This is a genomic window from Arthrobacter sp. Soil762 (assembly GCF_001428335.1).
GTDB lineage: Bacteria > Actinomycetota > Actinomycetes > Actinomycetales > Micrococcaceae > Arthrobacter.
On record NZ_LMSG01000020.1, the window covers coordinates 211,028 to 234,162 of the forward strand.

The window sequence follows — 23,135 nt, forward strand, 5'->3', positions numbered from 1 at the left end:
GTTTGACAAGAGCACCCGGAGGCAACTTAGCTTAGCCTTGCCTAACCAATTCCTCCTCGCCCCAAATGGAGCCCCTGTGTGCCTCTACCTGACAGCCCTCAACCCCACCGACGCGCTCACGCATGGCTTCCTGCCCGCGGCGTCCCGACTCGGCCACGACGTGGTGGTCCTCACCGACGACCCTGACGCGCACCGTGCTGCCTATGCGGATGCACCCTTCCCGGCTCCCGCCGTCGAACATGCGGACGTAAGGGACCCTGGCGCCGTCGCGGCGACGGTCCTTGGACTGCAGGAGCGCTTTGGCCGGCCCGCCGGCCTCCTGAGCAACAGCGACCACCTCCAGGCGACCACGTCCCTCGCCGCCGAACTGCTGGGCCTTCCGGCAAAGGACTGGCGTGCCGCGCTTCGTTGCAAGAACAAATTCCTCACGCGCCAGACCCTCGCGGAGGCAGGCCTGGACACGGTCGCTTCTGCCCAGCTGTTCCCGGGTGAGGACATTGAAAAGGCGGCCGCACACGTGCCGTTCCCCGCCGTCGTCAAGCCGCGTGAGGGTGTTGCAAGCGAAGACGTTGTCCTGGTCGAGGATTTCGCCGCCCTCGCGGCCACCGTTGCGGGTATCCGAGCGCGCCGCCCGGACACCACCCTCGTGGTCGAGGAGTACCTCGCGGGCGAACTCCATACCTTCGAGACGCTCGGGGACGGTCAATCCGTGCACGTCCTCGGTTCGTGGCACACCTCGCTCGGCCCGCCGCCGTTCTTCACCGAGTCGCGGCGCGACTGGGAGCCGGAGCTTCCGGAACCGGTGGTGCAAAATCTCCTCGACCAGCTCTCGGCGCTCGGGGTTGGTTTTGGCGCCTGCCACACCGAATTCGTCCTGCAGGGCAACCGGGCGCGCATCATCGAGGTCAACTACCGCCTCATCGGTGACACCATGGACCTCATCTACTCGGAGGTGCTCGGCGTGGACCTCTTCGAGCAGGTCATCCGGATCCACACGGGCGAAGCGCTCCCGGAGGGCCTGCCCGAGCCGGCAGCCCTGGACCGTCGCGCACACCTCCGGTACGTGACCGCAGACCGGCCCGGCATTCTCCTCGACGCACCTGGCGAAAGGAGCGAGGAACTGCCGCACGGCGTACGGCTCCGGCACCGACGCCTGCGCGGACTCGGCGTTACGGCCCCACTCCACGGCACCAATCGCGACTATCTCGCAGTGGTCCACGCGATCGGCCCCCGATCCGCGCCGGTGCACGAGGCTGTCGAACGTTTCATCGCGGACAACACCTGGGAAGTCCGGGCATGAGCGCAACTGCCCTGTCCCACGTTGATGCAGCGCCCGCACCCACGGAAGAAGCCGCACGCATGGGAGAAGCCGCAGCCCTGATCTGCCGCGTGGTTGATGCTCTCCTGCGCGAAGACCACCTCGGAATCCAGTCCGCGGGCCGGCTCGTTCACGAACCGAAAAACGACCGCCGCGGGTGGCCGTGGTGGACCGCGCCGCTGCCGGGCGAGCGTGTGCTGCACCTTCCCGTCCGGCCCGACGGCTTCCTTGCCGAGCATCGCCTCGCGGAGCCGTTCGTGCTCGTCGAGGACGCCACCGGCTCGGTGGCCGCCGCCGAAACCATCGACGCCATCCTCGCAGTGCTCGCCCCGCTCAATGACGCCGAGGCCGAGGCCGGATGGGCAGACTTCACCGAGGAATGCCTCCAGAGCGCTGACATCGTCTCGCTCCACGAGGCAGAGTTTGCCCGCCTCACCGCCCAGGCGAAGGACAGTGGCATTGACGACGGCGGACGGCGCGGCTTCCCCGGACTCCTCCGCCACGAGGCCGCAGCCGCAATCCGGGACCACCCCGTGCACCCGACCGGCCGCTGCCGCTGGGGTCTCAGCGAGGACGAGGTCCGCGCCTACGCGCCCGAGTTCCAGCCGGAGTTCCGCCTCGCCTGGACACTCGTCCCCCGAAGCGAGCTGAATTTCTCGACCGCTCTTGGAGCAGGCCTCCCCGCATGGTGGCCTTCGCCGGCCGAACTAGGGGTGCCCGAACAGGAAGGGCGGGACCTCGTGGCGCTTCCCGTGCATCCGCTGACCGTCGCACGGGGTGAGGTGACCGTCGTCGACCATCCCGGCCCGCTTGTGGTTCCGACGCTCTCGACCCGCACTGTGGCCCTCGTCAACGAGCCGGCGACGCACCTCAAGCTGCCCCTGCCGACGGCGTCGCTCGGACGCCGCAACCGGCGGACCATCAAGCCCGGGACCCTCGCGGGCGGGGAGATCATGCAGGGCGTCCTCGCGGAGGTCCTCGAGCGCGAGCCCCAGCTCGCGCAGCGCATCCTCCTCGCGGACGAATCGCGCTGGGCCGACAGCGGCAGCGACCTGCATGCGGTGCTCATCCGGAACTACCCGCTCTCCGTGGCCCGCGACGTCCTGGCCCCCGTCGCCGCGCTCCTGGCGCCGGCCCCCGGCGACCCGGGCAGGCGCGTCCTGGACCAGCTTGCCGCCGAGGCCGGCCAGAGTGCCGAGGAATGGCTCGACGCCTACACAACCCTCCTGTTCGACTGGCACGTGGCCCTGTGGCTCCGCTACGGGATCGCCCTCGAGGCCCACCAGCAAAACATCACGGTCGCGCAGGGCCCGGACGGCCTGCGCCTCGTCTACAAAGACAACGACACTGCCCGCATCGACTGCGGGCCGGCCTCCGCCGCGCTCGGCCGCCCTATTCGGGCTGAGGACTTCAGCGACGCCCGCATTGCCGTGCAGGACGGCGCCGAGCTCGCGGACATGTTCACCACGATCACGCTGCACCTGTGCACCGCAGCCATCATCGTCGAGGCCGCCGGCGGCGACGAGGCCGCGCGGGCCGCGATGTTCAAGCGCGCCCGGGCCCGGCTCGAGGAGGCCTGCGAACGCTGGACCGACCCCTCCCAGGCCTCGTCCCTGGCCGCCGCGGACCTCCTCCGCGCGCGGATCCTCAATGCCGAGCGACTGCCCATCAAGGGCATGCTGACGGCGGGGACACTCCTGCCCAAGGAACGCCTCGGGTGTGCAGACATCAACAAGTTCTATCTCCGCACCGGACCGAACTATCTGGCAGCTCCGGACTACACGGCCGCTCCGGGCCGTGAGGCGGCAAGCACGTGAACACCATCCACCGCCGCCACGTGCTCGGGATCGCCGCCGCCCACTGCGCCTCGGCTTTCGCAGCCCTTGGCCTGCCGCCGTACCTCGGTGTGCTGCTCCCGCAGCTCGGCGACGCTTCGGCCAGCTGGGCCGGCGTCCTCTACGTGGTCCCGACACTCTTCGCGGCGCTGTCGGCAAGCATGTGGGGGAAGCTCGCGGACCGCTTCGGACCCAAGCGGCTCCTCGTTCGGGCCCAGCTTGGCCTCGCCGCTGCGTTCGGCCTCGCCGCGGTGGCGCAGGACCTGCCGACGCTCGTCGTCGCCCTTGTGGCCCAAGGTGTTCTCGGTGGGACGTACTCGGCAAGCACCGCCTACCTCGCTTCAGGCCTTACTGGCGAGCCGCTCACCCGTGCGCTGGCCCTCATGCAAGGTTCAGCGCGAACGGCGCTCGTCGCGGCCCCGGTTCTTGCGGGCCTGCTCGCAGGCGTCCTGGACGTGCGGCAGATGTACGGCCTCGCAGCCCTCCTGCCGCTCGGCGCGGCGCTGGGGATGCTGCGCATGCCGGCCCCTGTACGCTCCGACGCCGTCCGGCCCCACAGCGCCGGACGGGCGACGACGGACGGCGACGGCGCTCCCCGGCGCACCATCACGCTTGCCGGTCTGTGCATGGCCGAAGCAGGGTTCGTCCTGGTGACGGTATCGACCTACCCCTACTTCGTGCCCTTAATGCACCTCGTGGCCCCGTGGCTTCCGGCGTGGGCGCCTGGGGTCCTGTTCGCGGCCCCGCACGTCCTGTACCTCGCCTTCGCGGCCCTGGCCCTCCGCGTCATGCAGAGGCGGGCACGAACCGGCCTCACGATCGCCTACTCGGCAGCGGCGGCATCTGCCGTCATACACATAGTTCCGGTCTTCGTCCCCGGCCCGGGAACCCTCGCGTGGCTCGTTGCCGGAAGGCTGCTCCTGGGCGTCGCGCTTACCGTGGGCCTTCCCGCCCTGTCCCTGCTCGCCGCGGAGGCTGCGCCCCACCATCCTCCCGGCCGGCTGTTCGGGCGTGTCGAGACAAGTTCCAAGTCCGGAGCCGTCCTGGCCGGCGGTGCGGCCTCGGCGCTGGCCACACTTGCACCAGCCGCCCTCGGGCCCGCAGCCCCGCTCGCCGTACCCCTGGCCGCCGGCGTCGTCCTCGCTTGCGCCGCGCGCCGCCTGACCACACCCCGCACCATCCTTTCCCACAAAGTCCCCGTCCCCGTTCCCGATCGGAGCTTCACGTGAGCCCTGCAGTCCTCAGCCCATCCCTTCTCCACTCGGACGCCGACCTGGCCTCAGCGCATGGCCTCCTCGGCTGCCTGGTCCGCGAAGTTGCAGGCCCGGACAGTCAGACCGTCCTTAGCGATGGCTACCTCCTGGTTCACCTCGCCCACATCAGCGTCCAACTCCGGGCCCGCGTGGCCCGCGTCTCCGCCGTGGCCATGCACCGCTTCGAAGGCCCGGTGGAGCTCCTCGCCAACGGAAAATGGGCCCCCATCGACCTTGAAGAGCTCGCCTCGCTCACCACCGACGAGCTCACGGCGCGGACCGGGACCCCCAACCCGGAGTTCAAGGACCAGGTATGCGCGAGCCGGGACTCGCTTGCCGACATCCTGGCATGGCGGCCGCTGGAGCCCACCCGCGGCGTAGCCTCGGGCGCCGCCGAATTCCTCGACTCCGAGCAGGCCCTGATCGGGGGCCACCCGCGGCACCCGTCCCCGAAGTGGCGTTCCGGCGACCCCGACCAGTGGCGGAATTTCTCTCCCGAAACCCGCACCGCGTTCCGGCTGCGGTGGCTCGCAGTCCCGGATGCCTTCGTGGTGGAGCACGCGGAAGGAGGCAGCTTTGACGAGCACTCGATGAGCGGACGGTTGCTTGACGGCAGCGCAGTGCCCGCGGGCCACCGCGCGGTCCCCGTCCACCCCTGGCAGTTCCAGATGCTCTCAGAGGATCCGGAACTGGGCCCCGTGATCGCGCGGGCCCTCGCCGAGGGCGCCCTCGTGGACCTCGGAGAGGTCGGCCTGCCGTTCCACCCGACGGCCAGCGTGCGTACGCTCTACCAGCCGGAAACGGATGTCTTCCTCAAGACCAGCCTCAACGTGCGCATCACGAACTGCCTGCGCAAGAATGCGGCCTACGAGCTCGCCGGCGCCGTCGCCCTCACCGGGCTCCTCGCGGACACCCTGGCCGCAGTGCAGACCGCCAGCCCCGGCTTCGGACTCCTCCTCGAGCCCGCCGCGCGCAGCGTGCAGCTCCCCGAACACCTCGGCACCAACGACCAGCGGCTTGCCGTGCTGGAGGGTTTCGGGAGCATCGTCAGAAGCGGTCTTCGGAGCGCGGCGGGAGGAAGCTCCAGGGTGCACCTTATGGGCAGCCTCGCCGTCGCCTCCCCCGACCCCGCAGGGACGCCGACGCGCCTCGCCGACCTCGCCCCTGCGAATGGCGCCGGCGCGAGCCGCGCCGGCTGGGCCCGCGATTGGTGGGAGCGGTATGTCGGCCTGCTCGTGCCGCCCGTGCTGCGCCTGTGGGCCGAACACGGGATCGTACTCGAGCCGCACCTCCAGAACGTGCTCGCGGTGCTCGATCCGGACGGTCTGCCCCGCAAGGTCCTTGCTCGGGACCTGGAGGGCACCAAGCTCATCGCATCCCGGCACGCCGAGACGCTGGCCGCGCTGCCTCCCGAAGTGGAGCGCGGTGCCGCCTACGACGAGGAGCGCGGCTGGAACCGGATCGCCTACTGCCTATTCGTGAACAACCTGGCGGAAGTCGCGGGCGCCCTCGCCGACCTTGTGCCGGAGGACCCCGGATTCGAGGATATGCTCTGGGCTCTGCTGGGGGATGTTGTCGAGCACGTGAGCGAGGAGTTAGGCCGGCCGGCGAGGCTGCGCGCGCTCCTGGCGGGGGTCCCGCTCCCGGCAAAGACGAACATGCTGATCCGCTGGCAGCGCGCCGCCGACCGGCACGCCGGCTACGTCCCGTTCCCCAACCCATTCGGCACCGCCCTTCCGGAGGAAACACTGTGAGCCATACTGCCCTTTATCGAACGGCTGCGGTCCCGGTCACCAACCCGGTGCTCGATGCTGTGCACAGTGCGGCCGCCGAGGGAAGCTTGCCCGCGTACGTGTACGACGTCGGCCACCTCTCCGGGCACCTCAGCCGGATCCGGGCGGGACTCGCGCCGGCCGGACCGAACCTGGGCCTCCTGCACGCGGTCAAGGCCAACCCCGATGCCGGCCTCCTCGCGGTCATCGCGCGGCACGTGGACGGCCTTGAGGTTGCGAGCGGCGGCGAACTCGCCCACGTGCGCAAGCTCCTGCCCGACGTGAAACTAGCGTTCGGCGGGCCGGGCAAGACGGATGCCGAGCTCGCCGCGGCGCTCGGGGCCGGCGTCGACCGCTTCCATGTCGAGAGCCGGCGCGAGCTTCACCGGCTCGAACGGCTCGCCCGGGAGCGCGGAGTGGTCGCCTCGGTGCTCCTGCGCTGCAACCTCCCGCTCGACGGCACCGGCGGAGCCGCCGGGGCGGCCCTCATGATGGGCGGCACCCCCAGCCCGTTCGGCATGGACCCCGAGGCAGCCGACGCCGCCGCGGCAGACCTCTCGCGGCTCGACGCGGTCCGTTTCGTCGGGATCCATGCCCATCTCGCCAGCGGCCTCGGACCCGCGCAGTGCGCGGAGATGGCAGACGGCATCCTGCGCTGGGCGCGCGACTTCGCCGACCGCCACTGCCTGCCGCTTGAAGAGGTCAACGTGGGCGGCGGCATGGCAGTCGACTACGCATGCCCGCGGGAGACCTTCGACTGGGCCGACTACGGCCGGCGGATGGCTGCCGTCGTCGCACGCCACACCCCTGTACAGGTGCGCATCGAGCCGGGCCGGGCCGTGAGCGCCTACTCCGGGTGGTATGCGACGAGGGTCCTTGACCTCAAGCGCAGCCACGGAAGCTGGTTCGCGGTCTGCGCGGGTGGCACCCACCACCTGCGGACGCCGGCTGCCAAAGGCCACAGCCAGCCTCTCGCCGTCATGCCCCTCGGCGCTGCGCGCGAGGAGCCCGAGGCTGTGGGCGTGCCCGTAACGTTCGTGGGGCAGCTGTGCACGCCCAAAGATGTCCTGGCGCGCGAAGTCCCGGTCGAATCGCTCGCGGTCGGGGACCTCGTGGTTTTCGCCATGGCGGGCGCATACGCGTACAACATCAGCCACCGGGACTTCCTGATGCACCCGGAGCCTCGCGTCATCCACGTGGACGCCTGACGCTCAACGCTGCGGCGTGCCCTTCTTCCAGTAGCCCATGAACGCGACCTGCTCGCGGTGGATCCCGCACTCGTGGACCAGGTACCGCCGCAGGCCGGTCACCAGAGTCGACTCTCCGGCAATCCAGGCGTAGAAGGGCGCGCCGCTCCATTCCGGCCCGTCGTCACGTCCGGTGAACAGGCGCCGGTACTGGGGCGTGTCCCAGACGAGCACGCGCTCCGGGCCGACGTCCAGCGGCTCGGCGGCGGCCACCCCGCACTCGACGACGGCGGGTCCCGGGGCACACAAGGGGGCCGGGACGGCCTGGCGCACGGCTTCGGCGAGCAGCGCGCCGTGCGTGTTCCCGCGCCTCTCGAGCCAGGTCACCTTGGCTGCCGCCCCCGTGCGGAGGTCCTCGATCATGGCGGCGTCGGGGACCTCGATGATCGCCTCGGCCAAGAGCCCGGCGGGCAGGTCGCGGAGGATTCCCGCAATCGCGGGCAGGGCAGTCTCGTCTCCGGCCAGGAGCACGTTCCGTGCCCGCCCTGGCGCGAACTCGATCCCGGCGCACTGGCCAGCCGAAACGCTTGGACCGATGACGAGGGCGGGGTCCCCGATCCGGATGCTCCGCGCCCAGCGGGCGGCAGGCCCCTGCGGGCCTCCTGGATGCAGGATGAAGTCGACATCGATCTCCGGGTACGCCTCGTCGAGGCGGGCCTCGCGCACGGTGTAGCTGCGCAGTTCGCCGCGTTCTGCTTTGGGCAGGCGCAGCCACGCCCGCCGCCACGAGCGGCCGGGATCCTCGGAGTCGCGGCATTCAAATGCTGTGGCCCGCGGAAGGGACCGTCCCGGCGAAGGGATCACGATCTTGATCCGCAAGTCCCATGTGGCGCCGTTGTCGGTGGCGAAGCCGGCCAGGCTCGTACCTCCAAACGTGACGCGGCGCAGGCGGGGACCCAGATCGCGGATCGCGGTCACCGAGAGCGGGAACGGCTTGACTGACTGCGGGGCCAGGCGGCTCGCCCCTGCGATGACCGAGCCGGTCATGCCCTGGCCCCGCCCATACCGGACCCCAACACAACGGCGCCCGGCTCCGCAGCGCTCTTGACGCGGCCCGCACCGAGCGGCACTACGTGCGGACGGCCCTCCGAAGGTTCACGGATGACATCGGCCCGAAGGCCGAAGACATCCCAGAGGAGCTCCGGTGTGACGACATCCGACGGCGGCCCCTCAGCAACGATCCGGCCATCCCGCATCGCGATGACCACGTCCGAGTACCGCGCTGCAAGGGAAATGTCGTGGAGCACCATGACGACCGTGCGCCCCGTGTCCTGATTCAGCCCCCGCACGAGCTCAAGGACGTCCACCTGGTGGGCGAGGTCGAGGTAGGTGGTTGGCTCATCGAGGAGCATGAGCTCTGTCTCCTGGGCGAGAATCATCGAGATCCATGCGCGCTGGCGCTGCCCGCCTGAGAGGTCCTCCAGCGGGGTCGCCGCGAGGTCGGCGATGTCAGTCGCCGCCAGCGCGTCCACAATGGCGCCTTCATCACTGCGGGAGAACTGCTGGTACCAGCGCTGCCTTGGATGGCGCCCCCGTGCAACGAGTTCGCCCACGGTGAGTCCGCTCGGCGCGCGGGGTGTCTGGGGGAGGATACTCATCCGCTGCGCTATGGCCCGCGACGACATCGCCGCGACATCGCCACCGTCGAGCGCCACGCTCCCCGCCTGGGGGCGCAGGAGCCGTCCGAGCCCGCGCAGGAGCGTCGATTTTCCGCAGCCGTTGGGCCCGATGATTGATGTCACGGTGCCGCGGGCGAACGCGACGTCGAGGCCTGGTATGACGGTCCGCCCGTCGAATCCCAGGGTGAGGCCGTGTGCGGCGAGGTGTGCGGCGTCGTCGTCCGCTGCCGTGGTTCCGGGCGCGGTGTTCATGGGGTTCTCCTCTGGCTGCGGAACACAAGGGCAATAAGGACAGGGGCGCCGAGCACGGTCGTGAAGACTCCGACGGGAAGGGCGTGCGGCAGAAGGAACCCCGCCACGAGGTCGCTCAGCACCACGAAGGCGGCGCCGAGCAGGGCGGTGAGCCCGGGCGAGGGCACGACCGTCCGCCCCGCGAAGCGGGCCGCGAGCGGGCACAGGAGCGCGACGAAGGCAACGGGCCCGGCGAGTACGGTTCCGACGGCCGCAAGGAGAACGGCGAGCACCAGGAGCAGCGGCCGGCTTCGCCCCAGCGGGAGGCCGAGGCTGCGGGCGGTGTCGTCGTCGAACGCGCTGATGAGGAGCCACCGGCCGCATGCCCCGGCCACGGCGAGGAGCGGCACCGATGCGAGGAGTGCAGGTACTACGGCTCCCCAGTCCTTGCCGTTGAGCGAGCCCATCATCCAGGTGAGCGCCTGGGAGGCATTTGTCACGTCCCCCAGGGTGAGGAGCCATGTGGTGATACTGGACGCGAGGCCGGCGGCGCCAAGGCCGACGAGCACGAGGCGCATGCTGTCGAAGCCCTGCTGGGCGCGCCGGTAGGTGAGCAGGAACACCGCGGTTCCGGTGCCGAGGGCCCCCACCGCAGCCGCGACGGGCATGCCGATTGCGGCGGCCAAGCCGCTGGCACCGCCGTGCCCTGCCCCGGCCAGCACGAGGACCGCGACCGCTCCGGTGGACGCGCCGGCGGTCACCCCAAGGACCTCGGGTGTCGCGAGCGGGTTGCGCGCGACAGTTTGGGTGAGGCCGCCTGCGACGGCGAGGCATGCCCCGGCAACGGCGCCCGCTATGGTTCGCGGGAGCCGGAATTCAAGCACGGTCAGCCTGACCGACCGCGGCAGCGCGGGATCATCCAGGAAGGCTGCAATCACCTGCGAGAGCTCCACCGGCCGTCCCGCCAACATGAGATGACCCGCAACGGCTGCGAGCAGGAGCACCAGCGCCGCGAGGCTGAGCCATGCGATGCGCGGCAGGAGCACGAGGGACGCCGTCCGCACGCGGATCACGCGGGACCCCGGAGCGAGGAGTCCGGGCGCCCCGCTCAAAGGGTCACCAGCCGACGGCGGCGGGCCAGATAGATGAAGAACGGCGCGCCGACGACGGCGAGGACGACGCCGACCGGCAATTCGCCCGGGCGTGCGATGACGCGCCCGGCGGTGTCGGTGAGGAGAAGGAGCGAGGCCCCGAACAGCGCGCTCCCGGGGATCTGCCAGCGGTAGTCTGCTCCGACGAGGCCGCGGACCGCGTGCGGGACGAGGAGGCCCGCGAACGCGAGCGGGCCCGCGAGAGTTACGGAAGCCGCCGCGAGAACGGCGAGCGCCGCGAGACCGAGGATGCGTGCCCGGGCCACCGAGACACCCAGCGAGCGGGCGGTGTCGTCGCCGAGAGCGAGGGCGTTCAGCGGGCCGATGTTGGCCACTGCGAGTACGAGGCCAACGATGATGAGCGGCACGAGCTGCGGCAGCAGGGCACCGCGGGCCGCCACCGATCCCAATTGCCAGAAACGGAGAGTGTCAAGCGCCGCGTCACTGCTGAGGACGATGAGCGAGACAACGCCTCCGGCAAGCGCCGAGACCGCGGCCCCCGCGAGGACGAGGGTGAGCGGAGTTGCACCATGGCGGGTTGCCGAGCCGACGGTGACAACCAGTGCGCACGCAATGACGGCGCCGGCGAAGGCCAGCCCGGCCTGGGCGTAGGTGCCCGTTCCGGAGCCGTCGGGGAGCAGCGATCCGGCGACGATGGCGAGGGCGGCTCCCGGATAGATGCCGAGCAGGCCGGGGTCCGCGATGGGGTTGCGCGTCTGGCCCTGTGCCAGGCAACCAGCCACCCCCACGCAGGCGCCGACGGCGAGTGCATTGAGCGTGCGCGGCCACCGGAGCTCACGGATAGCAATGTCGGCGACCGAACCGTCGGGGACAAAGACGGCATGAACCAGCTCCTCGAAACTTGTGGGGCGGCCCCCGAATGCAAGGCTCAATGCCAGGGAGCCCACGACCACAAGAACGCCCAGGACAAACCCGGCCACAGGCGCCTTGCCGGCCCCTGGGGCCCGCAAGGCAGAGACGTTTACAGACACAAGATCCTCAAACTACGTAATTACGGCAGACAAATTATGCGTATTTCAAACACGCCCGGTACAGTCTACGGCAGTGAGGCAAGGCTTGCCTTACACGGCCAGGACTGGCCCCCCACACGCACCTGTTACCGGCTTGAAGGACATCCATGAAACGTCTCCGATTCACCCGCTCAGCGGTTGCCGCCGCGGCCACCGCCAGCCTCCTTGCGCTCACCGCATGTGGGGGCCAGACTGCCGCTGCACCAGCTGCGCCGTCTGCGACGAGCACAGTTGACGCGCAGTTCCCCAAGAGCATCGAGCACGCGCTCGGAACGGCCGAACTGACGTCCGTGCCGAAGCGCATCGTAACGCTCGACCCGAGCTACACCGATGCCGCCCTCGCGCTCGGCGCCGACGTCGCCGGTTACGTGATCTACCGCAAGGGCGACGCAGCCTTCCCGTCCTACCTCGGAGACGTGAGCGCCCAGACCAAGGGCGCCGCGAATCTTGGCTCCCTCGCCGAACCGAGCCTTGACAAGATCCTCGAGGCGCAGCCGGACCTCATCATCTCGGCGAAAGTACGCCACGAGGCGCTCTACCCTCAGCTTGCGAAGATCGCCCCCACCATCATGTCCGTCTCTACCGGCCCGACGTGGAAGCAGAACATCGTGATGCTGGGCGATGCCCTCGGCAAGAAGGACAAGGCCGAGCAGATCATCCAGGAGTACAAGGACCGCGCCAAGAAGGTCGGTGAGGCGATCCTCGCCAAGAACCCAGGGCTTACGTACTCCTACGTCCGCTTCGCGGGCGAGGACACGGCGCGCCTTTACTCGAGCACGTCCTTCTTCGGCGAGATCATGACCGACGCCGGCATCCCGCGCCCCGCCGGGCAGCCGGACTCCACGGAGAAGATCTTCGTGCCGCTCTCGCAGGAGCAGCTCCCGGCCGCTGAGGCGGGCCTCATCATCACGTCCGCGTTCGGCCAGAACTCCGGCGAGGGAGAGAAGTCCCGCGCCCAGATGGAAAAGTTCATGGCCAACCCGCTGTGGGGCACGCTCAAGGGCGAGGTCCTGAACGCGGATGACATGGTCTTCGCCAGCTCCGTCAGCCTGCAGGGAGCTAACGCGGTCCTCACCAAGCTCGCCGAGAAGTACGGCGTGGACCCGCAACTGCCCAAAGCCTGACGGCGCACTACGCCAGAGTGAGCGGTCGCCGTCGAGGGCGACCGCTCACCCCACGACGAAGTGGCCCCACTCCCAGGATTCGCTCGGGGCCCGGCGCTTGCCCGCCGTTTGCTGGCCAGTCATCGCTCGTTGTGCTGGGTCCTACGGCGAGCCCTCCTGCTGCCGCCGCCGAGCGCCAGGGCCCTCGCGTGGTCACCTTCCCTGTCTGGGCGGCGGCGTCGTGCCGCCGCGGCATTCACGGCGGTGTAGACCCCTGTGTCCGTCGCAGACCAAGAAGAAGGTGTCCTTCACGCCGCGGTTCTTGATGTCGGTTAGCACGCCCATCCAGAACTTTGCGCCCTCCCCGCCGGTGCCTGACCAGAGCCCGAGGATATCTTTCTCCCCGTCCAGGGTGACGCCGATGGTCGCGTAGACGGGCCGGTTGGCGACCTGCCCGTCACGGATCTTGACCACGATAGCGTCGATGAAGATCGCGGCGTAGACCTGGCGGTTTCTACCTCGACCGCACCGTCGCCACCCTGACCAGCAACGGGCGGTGACATCGACCCGGACCTCCTGCAGTTCCCCTCACCGCTGGGCTGGGAACACATCAATCTGACCGGTGACTACACCTGGCCACGCGCCAACCGCCTCAAACCCGGGAAATACAGGCCACTACGACGCTCGGCAAGACCTTAGCGTCGGATATTTCACCTTTTCACAAGCCACCCCTGTCTGAGCACCAGGGCCTGCCGCAGGGCCTTCCGCGCATGGTCACGGTGCCAAAGCGTCAGGGCACACAGCTCGTCCAGGATGGTCTTCCTGGCCACACGGTCCGACCGGGCATATCGGAGGGCAGTGGTCTTCGTGACGGCCTTGCGTTCGCCCACCATCAGCCTTATGCAGGAACGCGCCATCCGGGAAGCGGCACTGGTCAACGAGCAGCTGCAGCTGGCCTTGAACACCCGGGTGCTGATTGAGCAGGCCAAGGGCGTCATTGCCCATACCGCCGGGGTGGACATGGACGCGGCATTCAACCTGCTGTGGAACCATGCCCGCGCCAACAGCCAGAGCCTGCACATGACCGCCGGGCGCATTGTAGGCCGCAGCCTCACGTTATAAGGCCGGCCGTTGTAAGCCTCACGTTGAATGGCGGGCGGGCATTGCGTGCGCAGGAACGTGTTGCTCTACTGCGTTGATTCACCCGGCGGGTCGCGGTTGATCATCAGCTGCTGCAGGAGTGCACGTTCGGGCTTGCCGGGGTTCTGGGCCACGCAGCGGCGCAACCGGGCCCGGGCAAGTTCCTCACCCGGAGCCGTTCCGCGGAGCACTTCATCAATGATTTCCTGTGCCTGCCACCGCAGGGATTCCCGGGCGAAACGCCGGACCTCGGCGGACGCAGCGGTACTTTCTATCCACGGGTCAGTGTCGTCGCACGGGATAAAATCGTACGTTCGCTCTGCTGACATCGGGGCCTCCTTGCACCAAGCTGACGGGGGCCTTTACGGGGTCCCGTCGGCGTCATAGCACTGCGTCTGGGAAAGACTTTACAGCGAGTAAGACCGGTCTGTCTGCACCTTGGAGTAAACTATTCCTACGATGATTTCCGATGCAGACCACACTGCAGAACCCGCGCTGTCTCCTGCGGATTTACCAGCCGAGGCGGCAGTTCTGCCTGCCGATTCCCGGAGTCGGATCCTGGCTGTGGCTTATGAACTCTTTTCCCGCCGCGGCGTGCGGGACGTGGGTGTTAACGAACTGATCGAACGTTCCGGTGTGGCCAAGGCAACTTTTTACCGGCACTTCCCGTCCAAGGATGCACTGGTCTTGGCGTTCCTGGAGCAGCGGGACCAGGTATGGACAGTTGATGCCATCGTTGGCCAGGCCAAACTGCGCGGCACTACCCCTACTGAACAGCTCCTTGCCATCTTCGACGTCTTCGGCGACTGGTTCCTGCGCGACGACTTCGAGGCCTGCTCCTTCATCAACATCCTGCTGGAAATGGGCCCGGCCCATCCGCTGGGCCAGGCCAGCATTGACTACCTGGCCAGGATCAGGGGCCATGTGCAGGCCCTCGCGGAGCAGGCCGGACTGGATCGCCCGGAGGATTTCGCCCGGTCGTGGCACATCCTGATGAAAGGGTCCATCGTCTCAGCCACCGAAGGGGACACCCAAGCGGCCAAGCGGGCCCAACAGATGGCCAGCTGGCTGATTGAGCACCACCGCAGCTGACCACCCGGCGCGAACGGTCACTTAAGCCCGCTGCCCGCGAACGTTCCCTCGATGCCGAGCGCAGGATGGCAAGGAGTCAGCACGAGCTCGGTTAACCCGCGGGAAAGAGCGTCCCGACGACTGCCCGCGTCAGATCGTGGATCATTTCGGTGCGTTCGGCCTCGTCGGTGCTATCGGCGCCTTCGGTGAAGATCACCAGCGCATACGTTGTCCCGCCATGTTCCAAAAGGGCTGCGTCATGGAGCGCTCCTCCAAGCTGGCCGTATTTGTGATAGACGGTAATGCCGGGCCCCGAGGCAGCGGGGATAAGTTCCTCGTTGTTGGTTTCCTGCATGTACCCCAGCAACTGCGCGGTGTCATTGGGGTTAAGCAGCTGTCCGGCGTAAAGCTTCGTCAGGACGTGGGCCACTTCCCCCGGAGTCAGCCGGTTGTCTAAGGGATCGTAGGCGATGCCAATCGAGGCTGCGTACTGGATCAGCCGCCGGTAGCCGATCCTGCCCATCAACAGGAGCCAGGAATCATTGTTGCTGCTGTTGATCATGGACTTGAGCTGGAAAGCGGCAGTGTAGTTCCCCAGCGTCTCATCGTGTCGCGCTTCACCGGCCTCCACAAGCCTGAGATAGGCCGCTGCGGTGATGAGCTTGGCTGTGCTGGCCGCAGTATAGGCCGCCGTGTCGCCAAAAGTGCGGACCGGTCCGCCCGCTGTATCCGCGACGGCCACGCCAACGCGGAAGCCGGAGACCCTGCTGATAATCCTCGCGACGCTGCCAACCTCGGCGCCTGCACCAACCGCGGCCATGGCGCCAACCTCGGCGCCTGCACCAACCGCGGCCATGGCGCCAACCGGCCCGGTCCCGGCGAAGGGGGCATTCACGGTTCCGGTGACGCCCTCAGAGCGGACCACGGCCGAAGTGACGGCAGCCAGCAAAACCATCAAAGCGGCAGCCACCGAAAGAACCAGGGACAACGGGCTTCGGCCAGCGCCGTGGTAGTGGCGGCCTGCCGGATATGCGGGGGAGTACGCGTCCAACCGGGGCTCCTGCCTGACCGCTTGCGCGGTCGAACATCACTAGAGGCCCCAGCCCCGACTCATAACTAAGTGCGCTGATTAAACCACACCGGCCAGCCAAAGCGACTCAGAAAAAGCCCGTGACAAAGAAAAAACCCGTGAGCCGGAATTACTCCAGCCGGTAGAGTGTTGGAATCTGCGGCGACGACGCTCGCGCAGCACTTCATACTTACTCCCTGGGGGAACACCCATGTCTACAGAAGTCTCTTCGAACGCCTCCGGGCGGCCCGGGCCGGTTGCGGCGCCGAAGCCCTCCGTGCCGGAGAAGATGTCCCGCGAATCGGTGACCATCATCGCCACCTTGCTCGTGGCGACCTTTGTGGTGATCCTGAACGAGACCATCATGAACGTTGCCCTGCAGCGGCTGATGGTTGACCTCGGCGTGGACGCGCCCACCGTCCAGTGGCTCTCCACCGGCTTTATGCTCACCATGGCCGTGGTCATCCCCACTACCGGGTTCATCCTCCAAAGCCTGTCCACGCGGGCCGTCTTTATGCTGGCCATGGGACTGTTCGCCGGCGGCACCGCCCTGGCCGCCGTGGCTCCCGGGTTTGAGATCCTGCTCCTGGCCCGCATCGTCCAGGCCGGCGGCACAGCCATCATGCTTCCGCTGCTGATGACCACCATCCTCACCCTCGTCCCGCTGGCCAAGCGCGGCGCTGTGATGGGCAACGTCAGTATCGCCATCTCCGTGGCACCGGCCATGGGGCCGACTGTCTCCGGGCTGATCCTGGAGCACTTCACCTGGCGCTTTATGTTCGTCTTTGTCTTGCCGGTCGCCCTGGCCGCGCTGGCCATCGGCGCCAAGTACCTGACGAACGTGGGCGAAACCGAGAAGACCAAGCTCGACTTCCTCTCCGTACTGCTTACAGTTCCTGCCTTCGGCGGGCTGGTGTACGGCCTCAGCCAGATCGGCGGCGGCCACGGCGGCCAAAGCGGTCCGAGCACCGTGGCCATTGCCGCGTTGGTGATCGGCGTCGCCAGCCTTGCGGTCTTTGTGCTCCGCCAGCTCCGGCTGCAGAAGGCCGAAGCCCCGCTGCTGGACCTTCGTGCCTTCAACTTCAGGATGTTCACGGTCTCGGTGCTGCTGATGGTGGTGGCTATGATGGCGCTCTTCGGCGGCGTGATCCTGCTGCCGCTCTACCTGCAGGAAATCCGTGGCCTGGGTTCGCTGGAGACGGGCCTCGCGCTGCTTCCCGGTGGCCTGGCGATGGGGCTGCTGGGCCCGTTCATCGGCCGGCTGTTCGACAAAGTGGGGCCGCTGCCGCTCACCGTTACCGGTTCCGTGCTGATGGTGCTGGCCCTGTGGCAGTTTTCAATGCTCGACGCCGGCACTCCGGTCTGGTGGATCATCGCCCTCCACGTGGGGCTCAGTTTCGGCCTGGCGCTGCTGTTCACTCCGGCATTTACCACCGGCCTGAACCCGCTGCCGCCGCATCTCTACTCGCACGGCTCGGCGATCATGAGCACCGCCCAGCAGGTAGCCGGTGCCGCCGGCACTGCGTTGCTGGTGTCCATCTTCGCCGTGGTCTCGACCGCGTCAGGGCTCGTTGCCGGCATGAGCGCCGCGTTCCTGACGGCAACCGTCATAGCCCTCGCCGCCGTCGTGCTTTCCGCGATGATGCGCAAAACAGAAGGCGCCGCGCCGGGCCACGGCGCCCACTAGCGGACACCTCCAATCCAACGCGGGGTCACGTTGCGCCCTTCCGGACCGTCGGATGGGGCGATAAATGACCCCGCGTTGCAGTGATGGAGGCTAGCCGGAGAAGAAGTCGCTCAGCTCGGTGATGAGCTTGTCCGGGGCGCGGAGGACGCCGTCGTGGCCGGCCCCCTGCAGGATGGTGTAGCTGGAGCCGGTCAGGATGTCGTGGATCTGGCCGCAGGCAACACCGAAGTACGCGGGACTCTTCTCGCCCACAATAATCAGCGTTTCCAGGGGCAGTTCCAGGAACGGCTCGGCCGGCATGTCCGCTGCGATGATGGCCTTGATTTCCCGGACGCCGGTGCGCATCAGTTCACGCATCTGCTTGCCCACGTGGGTGCCGGCGGTGAGCTTGTTGGCGATGGTGAGCATGGACAGCGGCATCCGTGAGAAGGCGCCGGCCTCCAAGCCCTTGGCGAGCACAGCCAGGGCGCGGTCGTCGTCCCCGGCAGCCGTGGCGCGTTCGTATTCAGTGGTCCAGTCGGCCTTCACGCTGTGGTTCACGGACACAGCGGGGTCATACACGGCCAGCCGCTCCACCGGAAGGGTCCGGGCCGCGTGCAGGGCCACCGCGCCGCCGAAGCTGTGGCCAAAGACGTCCGTGCTGGACGTGTGTTTCATAACGGCGGCCAGGTCCCGGATGTCCGCGTCCAGCGTGTAATCCTCGGCCTGCGGCGAGGACGAACCGCGGCCGCGGCGGTTGAACGTGTGCACGGGGCGGCCCAACGCGGCGCTGAGTTTCTGGGCGAACTTTGTGTAGTCGGCCGCGGTCACCATGGAGGCCGGGACCACAACCACGCCGGAACCGGCGGACGCCAGTTCAGCACCCGTGGAGAAGAGCTCCAGCGTGCCGCCGTCGGGGGTCTTGATGTTCTCGCTCGTCATGATCCGAGCCTAGCCGAGCAACCTGCGGAAAGCCTTAGCCCTTGAAGTATTCGGCGATGTCCGTGACAAGTTCCTTTACTGCGGCCGGAATGGAGCCGTGGAAGCCCTTGGGTGAGAGCTCGAACGTGCTCCCCGGGACAGCCGCATGAAGGCGCTGGGCCGTGACCTTGTAGTAGCTCGGGCTCTTGCCGCCCACCATAAAATGCGTGTTGGCGGGCAGGACCGCGAAGTTCCTGACGTGCTCGGCTTCGTCGTACGCGGCCCGCAGTTCACCTACGCCGGTGGGCATCAGTTCCTTGAACATCCTGTTCACTTTGGTGCGCGACACCACAGCCATCAGCCCTGCAAGCACCGGCTCGGGGACCTTTGAGAGCGCAGTACCCGGCTGCATGCCCTTTTTCATTCGGGCCATGGCATGCCCCACTTGGCCCGCGTTCACCGCTTCTTCGAAATCGTCCAGCCACGACATGTCGATGCTGCCGTCGATGTTGACCGCCGCGTCGTAGACCGCCAGTTTGTCCGGTTCGTAGGACGTGCCCGCGAACTCCTGGACGGCGTTCAGCGCCACGGACCCGCCCAGGCTATGGCCCAGGATGTTGCGGGCGCCTGTGGCATCCATGACCGTGCGGACATCGGCGATTTCCGTGGCCATAGAGTAGTTGGCAGGCTGCTCGGTGGAGTTGCCCCTGCCGCGCCGGTCATAGACATCAACTGCCCAGCCGTCGCCCAGCCCGTCGGCCAATGCCATCGAGAACGGCCGGTAGATCAGTGCGGTAAGGAAGGCCCCGCCGATGACCACAACCCGGCGCTCTCCCGGCGCATCTTCGGTTCCGTAGCTGTACAAAGCCAGCCTGCCGCCGTCGTGCGTGGGGACTTCCTGTTCTTTCACGCTCCCCATCCTAGGCGCGCTCCCTTCAGGCATAGCGCCCTACCGGCGCCTCCCCAGCCTCCGGGCCTGGCCGTCGGTGCCGTTGATAAACCGGGCAATTCGCACGGCCAGCCCCTTGCCGGGACGGATGGGTCCCTCGTGCAGCTGGCCGGGGACCACCTGGAAGTTGATGGATGGCACGGCGGCCGCCAGTTGGCGGCCCGTCTCGGCAAAGTAGGCCGGACTCCAGCCTCCGCTGAGCATCAGGACGGGGGTGGTGAGGGCGGTGAAATTCTCCAGTTCGGCGTCGGCGTCCAGTACGGCCCGCATTTCGGTGACGGCCGTGGGCAGCAGCTGGCGCATCTCCGCGCCCAGGTTGGTCCTGGCGGAGAGAATGCTCAGCATCCGCAGCGCGCCGAGCGGGAGGTAGGACAGCGGACCGGCCGTGGCCAGGCCCTGGACCAGGTGTGCCCAGGCGCGGTTAAGCTGCCCCGCGGTGACGGCGTCCTCAAGCTCCGGCCGCCAGCGGTGGCCCAGGTTTCCGGACAGCGACACCGCGGCGTCATAGGTCACCAGCCGGCCCACGGGCAGGGTCAGGGCCGCCTGCAGCGCCACGAAACCGCCGTAACTGTGGGCCACCAGGTCGGTGGAGCCGGTCTCGCGCATGACCGCCGCAAGGTCGCTGACCTCCGTCTGCACCGAATAGTTTGCCGGCTGCGGGGCCGACCCCGCCCTGCCGCGGCGGTTGTAGCAGTGCACCGGCCGGCCCAGCAGGACGCTGAGCTTCCGGGCAAAAGGCCGGTAGAGGGCGTCGGTGACCAAAGTGCCGTGGATGAGTACGACGCCGGGAGGTCCCGCCGTCGTCGGGTCCAGTCCCGCGGGGGTGGGGAACGAGTGCACGTCGAGGCGCCCGCCGTCCTCCGCTTCAACTTTCCACGTCTCCACAGCCCGAGTCTATGCCTGGGCGTCCGCCGGGAGCCGGTGACGCGAACTCCCGGTAAACTTAGGGATTGTGACTTCCCAAAACACCCCCACCCCAAAAAATGCCCCAGAGCCGCTCGACGCCAGCGAGCAGATGCGCATCCGCATGGACAAGCGCGCGAAGCTGATCGAGCGCGGCACCGAGGCGTATCCGGTGGGTGTGGACCGCACGCATTCCCTCACGGAGATCCGCGAAAAGTACGCGCACCTTGAGGCTGACGACACCACCGGCGATATTGTGGGCGTCACCGGCCGGGTGGTTTTTGTGCGCAACACCGGCAAGCTCTGCTTCGCCACGCTGCAGGAAGGCGGCGTTGACGGCAAGGGCACCCGGCTCCAGGCGATGCTCAGCCTTGCCAACGTGGGCGAGGAAGCGCTCGCGGACTGGAAGGCGCTGGCCGACCTCGGCGACCACGTGTTCATCAAGGGCGAAGTGATTTCCTCCCGCCGCGGCGAGCTGTCCGTGATGGCCGAGTCCTGGTCCATGGCCTCCAAAGCACTGCGCCCGTTGCCGGTGCTGCACGCGGAACTGAATGAGGAAACCCGCGTCCGCCAGCGTTACGTGGACCTCATGGTGCGCGACGAAGCCCGGGAAATGGTCTACACCCGCGCCGCGATCACCCGTTCCATCCGCGAGAGCCTGCACCGCCACAGCTACGTCGAGGTGGAAACTCCCATCCTGCAGCTGGTCCACGGCGGTGCCCTGGCCCGCCCGTTCGAGACGCACATGAACGCGTTCGACCAGAAGATGACCCTTCGTATTGCCACCGAGCTTTACCTCAAGCGCGCCGTGGTGGGCGGGATCGATCGCGTCTACGACATGGGCCGCGTCTTCCGCAACGAAGGCGTGGACTCCACCCACAGCCCCGAATTCACTACCCTTGAGTGCTACGAAGCCTGGGCTGACCAGTTCGTCATGGCCGAGCGCATCAAGGAGATCATCCTGGACGCCGCTGACGCCGTGGGTGTGGGCCGCACCCTCCAGACCGATGCCGGGGAGATCAACCTCGACGGCGACTGGGCCTGGGTTTCGGTTTACCCCGGACTGTCCGACGCCGTTGGCCAGGAAGTCACGCCCGACACCTCGCTTGAGGTGCTGCGCGAAATCGCGGCAAAGCACGAGGTCAAGGTGGACCCGAAGTGGGACGCCGAGAAACTGGCCGTGGAACTGTTCGGTGAAATTGTGGAGCCTACGCTCCTGAACCCCACGTTTGTGTATGACTACCCGCCGTCTGCCCAGCCGCTGGCCCGCCCGCACCGGAATGACGGCCGGCTGATCGAGGCCTGGGACCTCATCATCGGGGGCATGGAACGTGGCACGGCCTTCTCCGAGCTGATCGACCCCGTCATCCAGCGCGAGCGGCTGACCGAACAGTCGCGGCACGCTGCCGCGGGCGATGTTGAGGCCATGCAGCTGGACGAGGACTTCCTGCGGGCGCTCGAATACGGCGCACCGCCCATGGGCGGCATCGGCTTGGGAATTGACCGGCTGGTGATGTTATTCACCGGCGCCGGCATCCGCGAAACCATCCTTTTCCCGCTTCTGAAGCCTGAAGGCCACTGACCATGGAATATGTAGCCGTACTCCTGCCGTCTTTGGTGGTTGGCCTGCTTTTCTGGTTCGCCATGAAATCCATCTTCAATGCCGATAAGTCGGAGCGTAAGGCCGAAGCGCGGGCACAAGCCGAGGCGGAATCGCGCTCCGAGGCGCCATTGAACGAACAGAACCCGGAAACCGATAAATAAATCGAAAGAACTTTCTGCGGGGTTCCTGTGGATATCCACAGGAACGATTCGACGCTTTGACGCGTTGCCATAAAGAGGTTCATACTTTTAACAGGAACATCCTCATTTTCTGACAACCGAACCTTTCCAAAAGGAAGAATATTTAATGGCACAGAAAGTAAACATCATCCTCGTCGATGATCTGGATGGGGGATCTGCGGACGAGAACGTCCGTTTTGGCCTCGATGGGGTCAGCTACGAAATCGACCTGTCCTCGGCCAATGCGGCCGAGCTCCGTTCTGCCTTGGGGCGCTTTGTTGCCGCCGGACGCAAGACGTCGGCCGGCAGGGCGACCCGGACCAAAGCGGTTGCGGGAGCCCGCACCAACGACTCCGCGCAGATCCGCCAATGGGCACGGGATAACGGATACACAGTTAACAGCCGCGGCCGAATTCAGGCTGAAATCCAGGAGGCCTACCAAAAGGCAAACTCCTGACCTGCGCCTCTCTGACGGCGTATTAGGCCCTGTCTTCACCTTCGGGTGGGGGCAGGGTTTTTTGATGCCAATTTTGAATGCGCAAGACGGACTTGGGTATGCGCAAAATCCTTGCTGACTAACGGCCTCCGGGCGTACCGTTGGGCTAATCGTCGCGCAATTTCCTTGGGATGAGCCGGCGATTCGGTTTGAGCCTTCGGTCTGGGACGCCCGCTCGAATTCGTCCACTTGAATCTTTGCGTGGCGGGAGCCTGGAATGTCTGGAATTAGCGGGTCTCTGCGATTTACGGCAGTCCTGGCGGCGCTCCTATTGTTATTCGCGGTACCGCTCAGCGCTCCGGCCTACGCGGAGCCTAATACCGTGGAAGTCAGCGCCTTGCTGGACTCAACGGAATTGTTGCAGGCCATCAACGGCGGCGACGAGCCGGACGACGTCGTCACTTACGACGTGTTTGCCGCCGATGGCGACGGCCTCGCAACGGTTGCTTCAGCGCCTTCCAGCAACGCCTTTGTTCCGGTGTCCCTTCACTCTTGCCGATGGTAACTACAAAATCAGGGCTACCGCCGCCGGGTACCTGGAAGCTGGTACACCTCATCATCGGGCCGCTACTCAGATT

General features: G+C 67.4%; 22 protein-coding genes and 1 pseudogene. 13 read left to right on the top strand and 10 right to left on the bottom strand.

The window, feature by feature from the left end:
• Positions 1 to 76 precede the first annotated feature (76 nt).
• The 5 genes from ASG77_RS17155 to ASG77_RS17175 are packed head-to-tail and all read left to right on the top strand — an operon-like array spanning position 77 to position 7,386.
• Positions 77 to 1,300, top strand: coding sequence for an ATP-grasp domain-containing protein (locus ASG77_RS17155; protein ID WP_056347731.1), 1,224 nt, complete (start codon positions 77 to 79; stop codon positions 1,298 to 1,300).
• On the top strand, positions 1,297 to 3,135 hold the full coding sequence (locus tag ASG77_RS17160) for an IucA/IucC family protein (protein ID WP_056347733.1): 1,839 nt from the start codon (positions 1,297 to 1,299) through the stop codon (positions 3,133 to 3,135). The genes ASG77_RS17155 and ASG77_RS17160 overlap by 4 nt, the downstream gene beginning before the upstream one ends.
• Positions 3,132 to 4,382 carry an MFS transporter gene (locus ASG77_RS17165; protein WP_056347735.1) on the top strand — a complete coding sequence of 417 codons (1,251 nt, stop codon included), beginning with the start codon at positions 3,132 to 3,134 and terminating at the stop codon, positions 4,380 to 4,382. Before ASG77_RS17160 ends, ASG77_RS17165 begins: the two co-directional genes overlap by 4 nt.
• Positions 4,379 to 6,160, top strand: a complete 1,782-nt coding sequence (locus tag ASG77_RS17170; RefSeq protein ID WP_056347737.1) for an IucA/IucC family protein — start codon at positions 4,379 to 4,381, stop codon at positions 6,158 to 6,160. The genes ASG77_RS17165 and ASG77_RS17170 overlap by 4 nt, the downstream gene beginning before the upstream one ends.
• Positions 6,157 to 7,386 carry an alanine racemase gene (locus tag ASG77_RS17175; RefSeq protein ID WP_056347740.1) on the top strand — a complete coding sequence of 410 codons (1,230 nt, stop codon included), beginning with the start codon at positions 6,157 to 6,159 and terminating at the stop codon, positions 7,384 to 7,386. Before ASG77_RS17170 ends, ASG77_RS17175 begins: the two co-directional genes overlap by 4 nt.
• A 3-nt stretch (positions 7,387 to 7,389) precedes the next feature.
• On the opposite strand, the gene ASG77_RS17180 is transcribed toward ASG77_RS17175, so the two are convergent.
• From ASG77_RS17180 to ASG77_RS17195, 4 genes are read right to left on the bottom strand one after another with little or no spacing between them, the layout of a single operon-like run.
• The gene (locus ASG77_RS17180; protein ID WP_056347742.1) at positions 7,390 to 8,412 is read right to left on the bottom strand and encodes a siderophore-interacting protein; all 1,023 of its coding nucleotides are present in this window, start codon (positions 8,410 to 8,412) and stop codon (positions 7,390 to 7,392) included.
• Positions 8,409 to 9,296 (bottom strand): ABC transporter ATP-binding protein, encoded by an 888-nt coding sequence (locus ASG77_RS17185; RefSeq protein WP_056347744.1) that lies wholly within the window; start codon positions 9,294 to 9,296, stop codon positions 8,409 to 8,411. The genes ASG77_RS17180 and ASG77_RS17185 overlap by 4 nt, the downstream gene beginning before the upstream one ends.
• On the bottom strand, positions 9,293 to 10,387 hold the full coding sequence (locus ASG77_RS17190; RefSeq protein ID WP_235564629.1) for a FecCD family ABC transporter permease: 1,095 nt from the start codon (positions 10,385 to 10,387) through the stop codon (positions 9,293 to 9,295). Before ASG77_RS17190 ends, ASG77_RS17185 begins: the two co-directional genes overlap by 4 nt.
• Entirely contained in the window at positions 10,384 to 11,418 is a 1,035-nt protein-coding gene (locus ASG77_RS17195) for a FecCD family ABC transporter permease (RefSeq protein ID WP_082576124.1), read from the bottom strand. The genes ASG77_RS17190 and ASG77_RS17195 overlap by 4 nt, the downstream gene beginning before the upstream one ends.
• 146 nt (positions 11,419 to 11,564) lie before the next feature.
• On the opposite strand from ASG77_RS17195, the gene ASG77_RS17200 reads away from it, so the two are divergent.
• A complete protein-coding gene (locus ASG77_RS17200; RefSeq protein WP_056347750.1) occupies positions 11,565 to 12,581 on the top strand; it encodes an ABC transporter substrate-binding protein in 1,017 nt (338 codons plus the stop codon).
• A 246-nt stretch (positions 12,582 to 12,827) separates the two neighbouring features.
• Here ASG77_RS17200 and ASG77_RS17205 read toward each other — a convergent pair.
• Positions 12,828 to 13,067, bottom strand: a pseudogene (locus tag ASG77_RS17205) (transposase); the annotation flags it as partial.
• Between the two features lie 351 nt (positions 13,068 to 13,418).
• Here ASG77_RS17205 and ASG77_RS17215 point away from each other — a divergent pair.
• Positions 13,419 to 13,682, top strand: a complete 264-nt coding sequence (locus ASG77_RS17215) for an ANTAR domain-containing protein (RefSeq protein ID WP_235564630.1) — start codon at positions 13,419 to 13,421, stop codon at positions 13,680 to 13,682.
• A gap of 65 nt (positions 13,683 to 13,747) precedes the next feature.
• Here the strand turns inward: ASG77_RS17215 and ASG77_RS17220 are convergent, their stop codons facing one another.
• Positions 13,748 to 14,029, bottom strand: coding sequence for a hypothetical protein (locus ASG77_RS17220; protein ID WP_056347757.1), 282 nt, complete (start codon positions 14,027 to 14,029; stop codon positions 13,748 to 13,750).
• Between the two features lie 130 nt (positions 14,030 to 14,159).
• Between ASG77_RS17220 and ASG77_RS17225 the strand changes: the two genes are divergently transcribed.
• On the top strand, positions 14,160 to 14,792 hold the full coding sequence (locus ASG77_RS17225) for a TetR/AcrR family transcriptional regulator (RefSeq protein ID WP_082576126.1): 633 nt from the start codon (positions 14,160 to 14,162) through the stop codon (positions 14,790 to 14,792).
• A 91-nt stretch (positions 14,793 to 14,883) separates the two neighbouring features.
• Here ASG77_RS17225 and ASG77_RS17230 read toward each other — a convergent pair whose 3' ends face one another.
• Positions 14,884 to 15,822 (bottom strand): serine hydrolase, encoded by a 939-nt coding sequence (locus ASG77_RS17230; RefSeq protein ID WP_056347759.1) that lies wholly within the window; start codon positions 15,820 to 15,822, stop codon positions 14,884 to 14,886.
• Positions 15,823 to 16,051: 229 nt separating this feature from the next.
• On the opposite strand from ASG77_RS17230, the gene ASG77_RS17235 reads away from it, so the two are divergent.
• Positions 16,052 to 17,527, top strand: a complete 1,476-nt coding sequence (locus tag ASG77_RS17235) for a DHA2 family efflux MFS transporter permease subunit (RefSeq protein ID WP_056347761.1) — start codon at positions 16,052 to 16,054, stop codon at positions 17,525 to 17,527.
• A gap of 90 nt (positions 17,528 to 17,617) precedes the next feature.
• Here ASG77_RS17235 and ASG77_RS17240 read toward each other — a convergent pair whose 3' ends face one another.
• From ASG77_RS17240 to ASG77_RS17250, 3 genes are read right to left on the bottom strand one after another with little or no spacing between them, the layout of a single operon-like run.
• Entirely contained in the window at positions 17,618 to 18,448 is an 831-nt protein-coding gene (locus tag ASG77_RS17240; RefSeq protein WP_056347763.1) for an alpha/beta fold hydrolase, read from the bottom strand.
• 34 nt (positions 18,449 to 18,482) lie between these two features.
• Entirely contained in the window at positions 18,483 to 19,346 is an 864-nt protein-coding gene (locus ASG77_RS17245; protein ID WP_442854252.1) for an alpha/beta fold hydrolase, read from the bottom strand.
• A gap of 30 nt (positions 19,347 to 19,376) precedes the next feature.
• Positions 19,377 to 20,261, bottom strand: coding sequence for an alpha/beta fold hydrolase (locus tag ASG77_RS17250; protein WP_056347767.1), 885 nt, complete (start codon positions 20,259 to 20,261; stop codon positions 19,377 to 19,379).
• A 67-nt stretch (positions 20,262 to 20,328) separates the two neighbouring features.
• Between ASG77_RS17250 and lysS the strand changes: the two genes are divergently transcribed.
• The 4 genes from lysS (at position 20,329) to ASG77_RS17270 (ending at position 23,062) form a co-directional block, all read left to right on the top strand.
• Entirely contained in the window at positions 20,329 to 21,861 is a 1,533-nt protein-coding gene (lysS, locus tag ASG77_RS17255; RefSeq protein WP_056347769.1) for a lysine--tRNA ligase, read from the top strand.
• Between the two features lie 2 nt (positions 21,862 to 21,863).
• Positions 21,864 to 22,043: a hypothetical protein gene (locus ASG77_RS17260; protein ID WP_056347771.1), complete on the top strand. Its 180-nt coding sequence runs from the start codon at positions 21,864 to 21,866 to the stop codon at positions 22,041 to 22,043.
• A gap of 145 nt (positions 22,044 to 22,188) precedes the next feature.
• Entirely contained in the window at positions 22,189 to 22,518 is a 330-nt protein-coding gene (locus tag ASG77_RS17265) for a histone-like nucleoid-structuring protein Lsr2 (protein ID WP_056347772.1), read from the top strand.
• A gap of 361 nt (positions 22,519 to 22,879) precedes the next feature.
• Positions 22,880 to 23,062 (top strand): hypothetical protein, encoded by a 183-nt coding sequence (locus ASG77_RS17270; RefSeq protein ID WP_056347774.1) that lies wholly within the window; start codon positions 22,880 to 22,882, stop codon positions 23,060 to 23,062.
• Positions 23,063 to 23,135: the final 73 nt, after the last annotated feature.

What these genes read in the sequence shown, in the direction of transcription:
- ASG77_RS17160 (WP_056347733.1), top strand. Translation starts at nt 1,297, where the DNA reads ATGAGCGCAACTGCCCTGTCCCACGTTGATGCAGCGCCCGCACCCACG.
- ASG77_RS17180 (WP_056347742.1), bottom strand. Translation starts at nt 8,412, where the DNA reads ATGACCGGCTCGGTCATCGCAGGGGCGAGCCGCCTGGCCCCGCAGTCA.
- ASG77_RS17185 (WP_056347744.1), bottom strand. Translation starts at nt 9,296, where the DNA reads ATGAACACCGCGCCCGGAACCACGGCAGCGGACGACGACGCCGCACAC.
- ASG77_RS17200 (WP_056347750.1), top strand. Translation starts at nt 11,565, where the DNA reads ATGAAACGTCTCCGATTCACCCGCTCAGCGGTTGCCGCCGCGGCCACC.
- ASG77_RS17220 (WP_056347757.1), bottom strand. Translation starts at nt 14,029, where the DNA reads ATGTCAGCAGAGCGAACGTACGATTTTATCCCGTGCGACGACACTGAC.
- ASG77_RS17225 (WP_082576126.1), top strand. Translation starts at nt 14,160, where the DNA reads ATGATTTCCGATGCAGACCACACTGCAGAACCCGCGCTGTCTCCTGCG.
- ASG77_RS17235 (WP_056347761.1), top strand. Translation starts at nt 16,052, where the DNA reads ATGTCTACAGAAGTCTCTTCGAACGCCTCCGGGCGGCCCGGGCCGGTT.
- ASG77_RS17240 (WP_056347763.1), bottom strand. Translation starts at nt 18,448, where the DNA reads ATGACGAGCGAGAACATCAAGACCCCCGACGGCGGCACGCTGGAGCTC.
- ASG77_RS17245 (WP_442854252.1), bottom strand. Translation starts at nt 19,346, where the DNA reads ATGGGGAGCGTGAAAGAACAGGAAGTCCCCACGCACGACGGCGGCAGG.
- ASG77_RS17260 (WP_056347771.1), top strand. Translation starts at nt 21,864, where the DNA reads ATGGAATATGTAGCCGTACTCCTGCCGTCTTTGGTGGTTGGCCTGCTT.
- ASG77_RS17265 (WP_056347772.1), top strand. Translation starts at nt 22,189, where the DNA reads ATGGCACAGAAAGTAAACATCATCCTCGTCGATGATCTGGATGGGGGA.